5 protein-coding genes are annotated in these 6,237 nt (G+C 45.0%); all 5 read right to left on the minus strand.

Annotation, left to right across the window (positions count from 1 at the left end):
* Window positions 1–323: 323 nt before the first annotated feature.
* The 5 genes from H6S82_RS14450 to H6S82_RS14470 all read right to left on the minus strand — a co-directional run bounded on the left by H6S82_RS14450 (window position 324) and on the right by H6S82_RS14470 (window position 6,162).
* On the minus strand, window positions 324–1,070 hold the full coding sequence (locus H6S82_RS14450) for a CmcI family methyltransferase (RefSeq protein WP_190464859.1): 747 nt from the start codon (window positions 1,068–1,070) through the stop codon (window positions 324–326).
* Between the two features lie 27 nt (window positions 1,071–1,097).
* A complete protein-coding gene (locus H6S82_RS14455) occupies window positions 1,098–2,201 on the minus strand; it encodes a TauD/TfdA family dioxygenase (protein ID WP_190464860.1) in 1,104 nt (367 codons plus the stop codon).
* An 81-nt stretch (window positions 2,202–2,282) separates the two neighbouring features.
* A complete protein-coding gene (locus tag H6S82_RS14460; protein ID WP_190464861.1) occupies window positions 2,283–4,079 on the minus strand; it encodes a thiamine pyrophosphate-binding protein in 1,797 nt (598 codons plus the stop codon).
* Window positions 4,080–4,092: 13 nt separating this feature from the next.
* Window positions 4,093–5,094 carry an aromatic ring-hydroxylating dioxygenase subunit alpha gene (locus tag H6S82_RS14465; RefSeq protein ID WP_190464862.1) on the minus strand — a complete coding sequence of 334 codons (1,002 nt, stop codon included), beginning with the start codon at window positions 5,092–5,094 and terminating at the stop codon, window positions 4,093–4,095.
* Between the two features lie 69 nt (window positions 5,095–5,163).
* Window positions 5,164–6,162: an aromatic ring-hydroxylating dioxygenase subunit alpha gene (locus tag H6S82_RS14470; RefSeq protein WP_191056349.1), complete on the minus strand. Its 999-nt coding sequence runs from the start codon at window positions 6,160–6,162 to the stop codon at window positions 5,164–5,166.
* Window positions 6,163–6,237 lie beyond the last annotated feature (75 nt).

The raw sequence follows: 6,237 nt of genomic DNA on the forward strand, positions 1-6,237 counted from the left end.
TCTCTACTTTTACCTTCGCGAAACATTTGGAGAGCTAAGCGCGGGTTTTCTCCATAAATTTTGATCAAATTTTCAATTCTTACTTTAGGTTGTAAATTTTCCATTATTACCTCTCAATTTAATTACTAAATTTCCCCAAAATTAATGTTTTCCCTAATTAATTATTTCACAATAAATAACCATAATTCATTTTCAACCTCTAATTTAATCTAGCTGCTTGCCAATTATATTTTTGGCACTTATAATTAAAGTATGTGTTTCGCTCGGCTCGCTCGATGGTATTAAGCTTATCCCCACCCATATCCTAACTTTTGACTTCTTTTTCATACTTTTTTCAGGATTGAATTCCAGTTTTTCGAGCCGTTATACCCGTACATATCTTGATAGTATGTATCGATTAGATATTCGGTTTTATGATTCATTAACCAGCTTTTCAACTCCTCTAATTTACGTTTTCCTTTTTCTAATACTTCTTGGTCGTCCCAATCATCCCATTCCAACTCCCACATAGTTTGATTGGTATCTTCGACAATCAAGTAGTCTCCACTTTGGACGCCGTGACTGTGAAAATATTCAACAACTCCTACTGCATCAGCATGAGCATCTTCTATGATTAACCAAGGATGAGCGAGCGTTGCAAGCATTTCCGGTGGCATTATGGCAGCCATATTATTACAATCCCCCTCTAAAAAATGAACTCGCGAGTCAGTTTTTGCTTTTTCATCAAGGAGGGAAAGGTCAATATCTATACCATAGACACGACCTTCTACTTGGAACATTTCCAAGTGATCGGCTAGCCAAATGGCACTACCACCGCTTAATGCTCCAATTTCAATAATTGTTTTCGGTTTGAGTTCGTACAAAAGCATGGGATAAAGAGCCATTTCAGTTGGCCCTTTATCGAAAAGTATTCCTTTCCAAGTTTGGAAGTAAGCGTTTTCCAAGAGCGATCGCCAAGCAGGTGCTGGAATATCGCATCGATCTTTTCTTTCAGAAATTTTGGCAAACCGATTTGGTTTGAAAGGAGCCTGTTTGTGGATTGCTGCTTTGACAACGCTTTGGTAGCTCATTCCGTTTTTTTCCTTGCTACTTTCAAGTTAATTTCCATTGATAGCGAAATGGGTTGCTTCCAACTCGCGTTGATAAAAGTATCTTGCCAAAAAGTAGTCCCATTCCATATAAGCTACCCTAAAATCTCTCACTCCGACAGAAGCATCGTAATCTGTCCTGCCGTGGAGAGCCCGGAAGTTTTGGATGAGCAGACAATCTCCGGCAGTCAGGCGAAAACGGTATTGGTAATCGAGATTATTAAGATACCGAGAGAAGGCAGTATAAGCTTCATAAAAACGCTCTAATTGGTCGAACGGTAATTGCGGCACGCAGTTTTTATGACTGAAGCGAATGGCGGTAACATTACCTGCTTTATCTACTTCGATGATAGAAGCTACCGGACGAAAGAAATATTGATGCTCGTGTTGAACGCGCCAAAATTGTATGGGAGTTTCTGCCAAAATTTGAAAATAGTCTGGATGATTTTCACGAAAGTCTTTGGCGACGCGAAAACCATCGATCGTAAATGTTTGTCCGCCAGATGCTTCGTTTTTTGCACAATGGATAAATTGTGTTGTCCGATGTCCGTACCAGAAAGTCAGATCGTTGTGGGGTGGGATGCCGTGACTGGTTGCAGCTAAGTCTTTGCCGACTTTTTGTGTCATGATGTCACCGTATTCGGTGTTGCGGACTGGGCCGAAGGATGAGATAAAGGCATCAAGTTCTTCTAGGGGAATATTTCGCAGGATGATAAATCCTAGAGATAACAATTGCTTCATCCAAATTTTAAAATCTGATTTACGAACATCGGGCCACTCGATCGGGTTGGCTTCCAACCAAGCTTTGTCCCACAGAATCACATTTTCGCCGATCGGAGATTGAGGTTGTGGATCGCAAGTGTGAGCGAGTAGCCAAGAAATGGGAAAAACGCTGCGGAGAGGGGGATTTTCGTTCCAGTCAACGATCAAGTTGCCATCGCGCTCTTCGATAAACTTCGGTTCTGGGTGTGCGGGGCGATCGCAAATGTCATTCAGTTTTTCGAGGGAATCTGGATGACGATTTTGAGAATTCAGACAATTGTCGCGCAACCAGGTATAGTGAAAGCGTTTACCGCCGATCGTAACAAATTGTTTTTCTTGCATAACTTGCATAAGCAGGAACTCCTAAATTAAATTTCAGATGGCAGATTTGAGATTTCAAATTTTGATAAATCTGAAATCTCAAATCTGAAATTAAAACCAAGGTGGTATTTCTTCTGTATTTATATAAACAACGATCGCTTGAGGCTTGTTATTAGTATCTGCTTTTGAGAGCGCTTCTGCAAATACCAGCCGCATTTCCGCCTGAGTGCGAACCTCATAAGCATCTGCTCCGAGTCCTTCGGCAAACTTAACGAGATCGGGTTTTCCCAGCTGATAGTAATTTTTCCAGACTGACGGCTCTGGAAAATACTGATTCATGGCTTGACTAATCATATTCAAGTCATTGTCATAAAGGATTACCCAAACGACACCAACATTGTACTGGGCAGCGGTCGATATTTCATTCCCCTGCATCATAAAGCCGCCGTCGCCAGTAATGGCTACGCAAACCTGATTTGGCGAGCCTATTTTACCGCCGATCGCACCAGCAGTGCCGAATCCCATTGGCCCGATCGTAGAGGAAACGTGAAATTGGACTGGTGGATCGAGTTCCAAGTAGTGCCATGCCCAGTGGGTAGAGTTACCGCTATCGATAAAGATATGACCTCCTTGACGCAGCTTTTCGTTATCGTTGATACACTTCATCAAAGCTTGCGGTAGGATAGGTGCAGCTTCAGAATTGCGCTTTTGCGGTTCGAGGAACGGTGAGTGAGTTTCCCGGATCTGTTCGATCGATGCCCGACGCTCTGCTACAGTTGGTTCGTCTGCTTGAGTGCGATCGCTTAGCTCAAACAGATTGTCAATTACGGTGCCGATTTCTGCGACAATTCCTAGTTGGACGGGGAAGAAGCGAGCGATCGCGCTTTGATCTAGATCCACCTGAATCAAAGCACCCTTGGGAATCAACAGTTCTTTGCCTGCTTGAGGAGGAATTGTACTGTATCTACCCAGACTAGATCCCATCACCATCAGGGCGTCGTAATGAGAACTCTCCAGATAGTATTTAGGCCAATTGCAGCCAGCAACGCCGTAATTTCGGAATGACAACCAGTGACTTTCTGGAAAAATGGCCTTAGCATCGGGAGTTGTCATCACTGGAATGGCAAACTTTTCCACAAATGACTTGAATTTTTCCAGTTTCTGGCGATCGCGAAGTACTTGGCGACATCCGTTCCCCAATAAAATTAGTGGCTGTTTGGCATGAGTGAGATAATCAAATGCCTGTTGCACTTGATGAGGACTTGAGGATTGGGGAATTGCGCGATAATATTCTGGCTTAGTGGGAAATGCCATCGCCTCAGATAGGTAACTGCCAGCGAGTTTGTCCGACAAACCGATACAAGTAGTACGAGATGGAATAGCCAGTGCATTTCGCAATGCTTGAGTCAAAATTGGTTGGAAAGTTTTGGGACTGTGGATGCGATCGCTGTACTGACAGATATTGCGGTAGACAGCATTAATATTCTCGCTAATCTCAACTTCATCTAAGATGTGGCTGTTGCTATAATTTTCTACTGACGGCTCTACACTAATGACCAACAAAGCGGATTTGTCGTGTTGAGCGTTGAGAATTCCAGTTGAAGCATTGGGCAAACCGGCATCACAAGCAACCAATACCACCCCCAGTTTACCTGTCACCCGAAAATAGCCATCTGCCATGAAAGCTGCCCCAGTTTCCTGACGGCAGATAACGTAGTCAAATTTGTCGTTTTGGTTCTTTAATTCGTTCAACAAGTGCTTCATAGCCGTACTGGGAATGCCAAATAATTTAGTGACACCCTCCAGTTCAAGGTATTTTAAGAGGATCTGAACCAGGGTAATATTGCGATCTTTTTCACCCAGTTCAGATGGCAGAGTTATGTAATAGGAAGTTTGCTCTTGTTCCACAAATATTTACCTATTAACAAACGCCATAAGTAACACCTATTTGTTTAAGCCATTTGCGGTAAGTAACCGAAGATCGATCGCTCGGAACGTGCAAATCGGCTGGCCATTTGTTGTCTGTGGGAGGGATGAGCGGCATTCGTTTTGGTTGTAGGCGTTCTGCCATCCAAACATCTTCTTGTTGCACTTGCTGGTTAAACACCAACCATTGTGGGAGCATAGCCTTATCCATGTTCGTGGCTGTAAAACTCCACTGCACGCTCTTCTCCTCTTCAACTGGCGTTATTGCTGTCAAGAATGCGAACCGCCCTTTGTACGGCCCTTGAGTAATTTCTATGTAACTGTATAACCTCAACGGATGAGGAATCTTCATGGATGAAGTGGATGTATAGGTAACTCGCTTGCCTTGGCTATCTGCATCCGGAAAGTGTCTTTCGCAGACAGTAATTCCATCGGTCGTCATTTCCACTTGAAAATCTTCGTGGACTTGCGGATTGCATTCAGTTTGGTTGTGGAGATAACGGAAATGAGTAAAATCTATACCAATTTCCACCAAGCGAAAACCACTAGCATTACCGTGTATAGGTTCGCTCAGGATCTGAAGACAATTGGGTTCGTCCCACTCTGGGAAGGGAGGCACATCGGCAGAGGGAGTCCCCAAGCATACCCACACGGCACCATAGCGTTCCCGACAATGGTAGGTTTTAATCTGCGCTCCCGCAGGAGGCTCTAAGGCTGGATGAGGGGGAATCAGGACGCATTTACCTGTTGGATCGTATTCCCAGCCGTGATACACACAAGCCAGAGTGCGATCGCATACTTTTCCCAAGGATAAAGGGGCACCTCGGTGGGGGCAACGGTCTTGCCATGCTTGTACTGGCGCTTGCGGGTCTAATGGACGCCATAGCACCAGGTCTTCTCCTAATAGGCGTGTAGTGAGAATTTTCCCTGGTGGACAATCTTCTACCTTGGCGACTGCGTGCCAGTCATTGAGTAAAATCGGATCGGCTGCGATCATAATTGAGTCGGAAAGTTTTTCAATAAAATACAGACTTGGTTGAAAATTTTGAGAGATCGCTTACGGAAATTAACATACGCCAAAAGTGACGCCTTTATCCTTGAGCCATTTGCGGTAAATCACGGTACAGCGATCGCTCGGAACGTGCAAATTCGCTGGCCATTGGGAGTCTGTGGCCAATCCCAGCGGCAGACGTGCGGGTCGTTGAGAATTGACAATCCGAATATCTTCCCATAGCAGCCGTTCGTGCATCTTTCCCCACTGGGGCACTAAGCTACTGTCTAGATCGATCGCCGCACAAGTCCACAGCAGACACTTTTCCTCCTCAACAGGTGTGATTGCTGCCAGCCAAGCAGTTCGACCGGGCGACGGCCCTTGTTTAGTTTCCGTAAAAACGGATACAGTCAACAGAGAAGAAACCTTCGTCAAGCTAGTTGCTACCTCGATCGTCTGCTTACCCTCGCTGTCCATCTGAAACATTCTTTCGGGGATACTAATTCCCTCGGTTGTGACTACCACCTCATAGTCTTCTATTTGGGGGTTAGATGGACCGAGACTGTGCCTATGGACGAAAGGGACATGGGCTATATCTACAAAACTCTCCATCAACCGAAATCCACTCGCATTGCACTTTAACGGACCGCACCAGAACTTAGCGCAATTGGGATCGTCCCAAATTGGGAAGGAAGGTACATCACCATTGGGACTGCCCAGGCATACCCACACCCAACCGTAGCGTTCCTGACACTGGTATGTTTTGATTTGGGCTTTCTCTGGCGGCTCTTGGTTTGGGTGCGCCGGAATATACTTGCATTTACCTGCTGTATCGTATTCCCAGCCATGATAGGCACAAATTAAAGTGCGATCGCACACTTCTCCCAAGGACAGACTAGCACCTCGGTGAGGGCAGTAATCTTGCCACACTTGGATCGGAGAATTAGGTCCTTCCGGACGCCATAGAATCAAGTCTTCTCCTAACAAGCGTGCAGTGAAAGTTTTACCGGGTGAGCAGACTTCTACCTTGGCTACGACGTGCCAGTCGTTGAATAAGATTGGGTCTTCGATCATAAATTACAGAGAGCGCCTAATTTGGCTAACAAAGGTGCTTTGGGAATCTCTATGCAAAAGTTAATACATCAACAT

Origin of the sequence: Planktothrix sp. FACHB-1355, from assembly GCF_014748295.1 — a bacterium.
Classification (GTDB): Bacteria; Cyanobacteriota; Cyanobacteriia; order Cyanobacteriales; family Aerosakkonemataceae; genus Aerosakkonema; species Aerosakkonema funiforme_A.

What these genes read in the sequence shown, in the direction of transcription:
- H6S82_RS14450 (WP_190464859.1), bottom strand. Translation starts at nt 1,070, where the DNA reads ATGAGCTACCAAAGCGTTGTCAAAGCAGCAATCCACAAACAGGCTCCT.
- H6S82_RS14455 (WP_190464860.1), bottom strand. Translation starts at nt 2,201, where the DNA reads ATGCAAGTTATGCAAGAAAAACAATTTGTTACGATCGGCGGTAAACGC.
- H6S82_RS14470 (WP_191056349.1), bottom strand. Translation starts at nt 6,162, where the DNA reads ATGATCGAAGACCCAATCTTATTCAACGACTGGCACGTCGTAGCCAAG.
- H6S82_RS14465 (WP_190464862.1), bottom strand. Translation starts at nt 5,094, where the DNA reads ATGATCGCAGCCGATCCGATTTTACTCAATGACTGGCACGCAGTCGCC.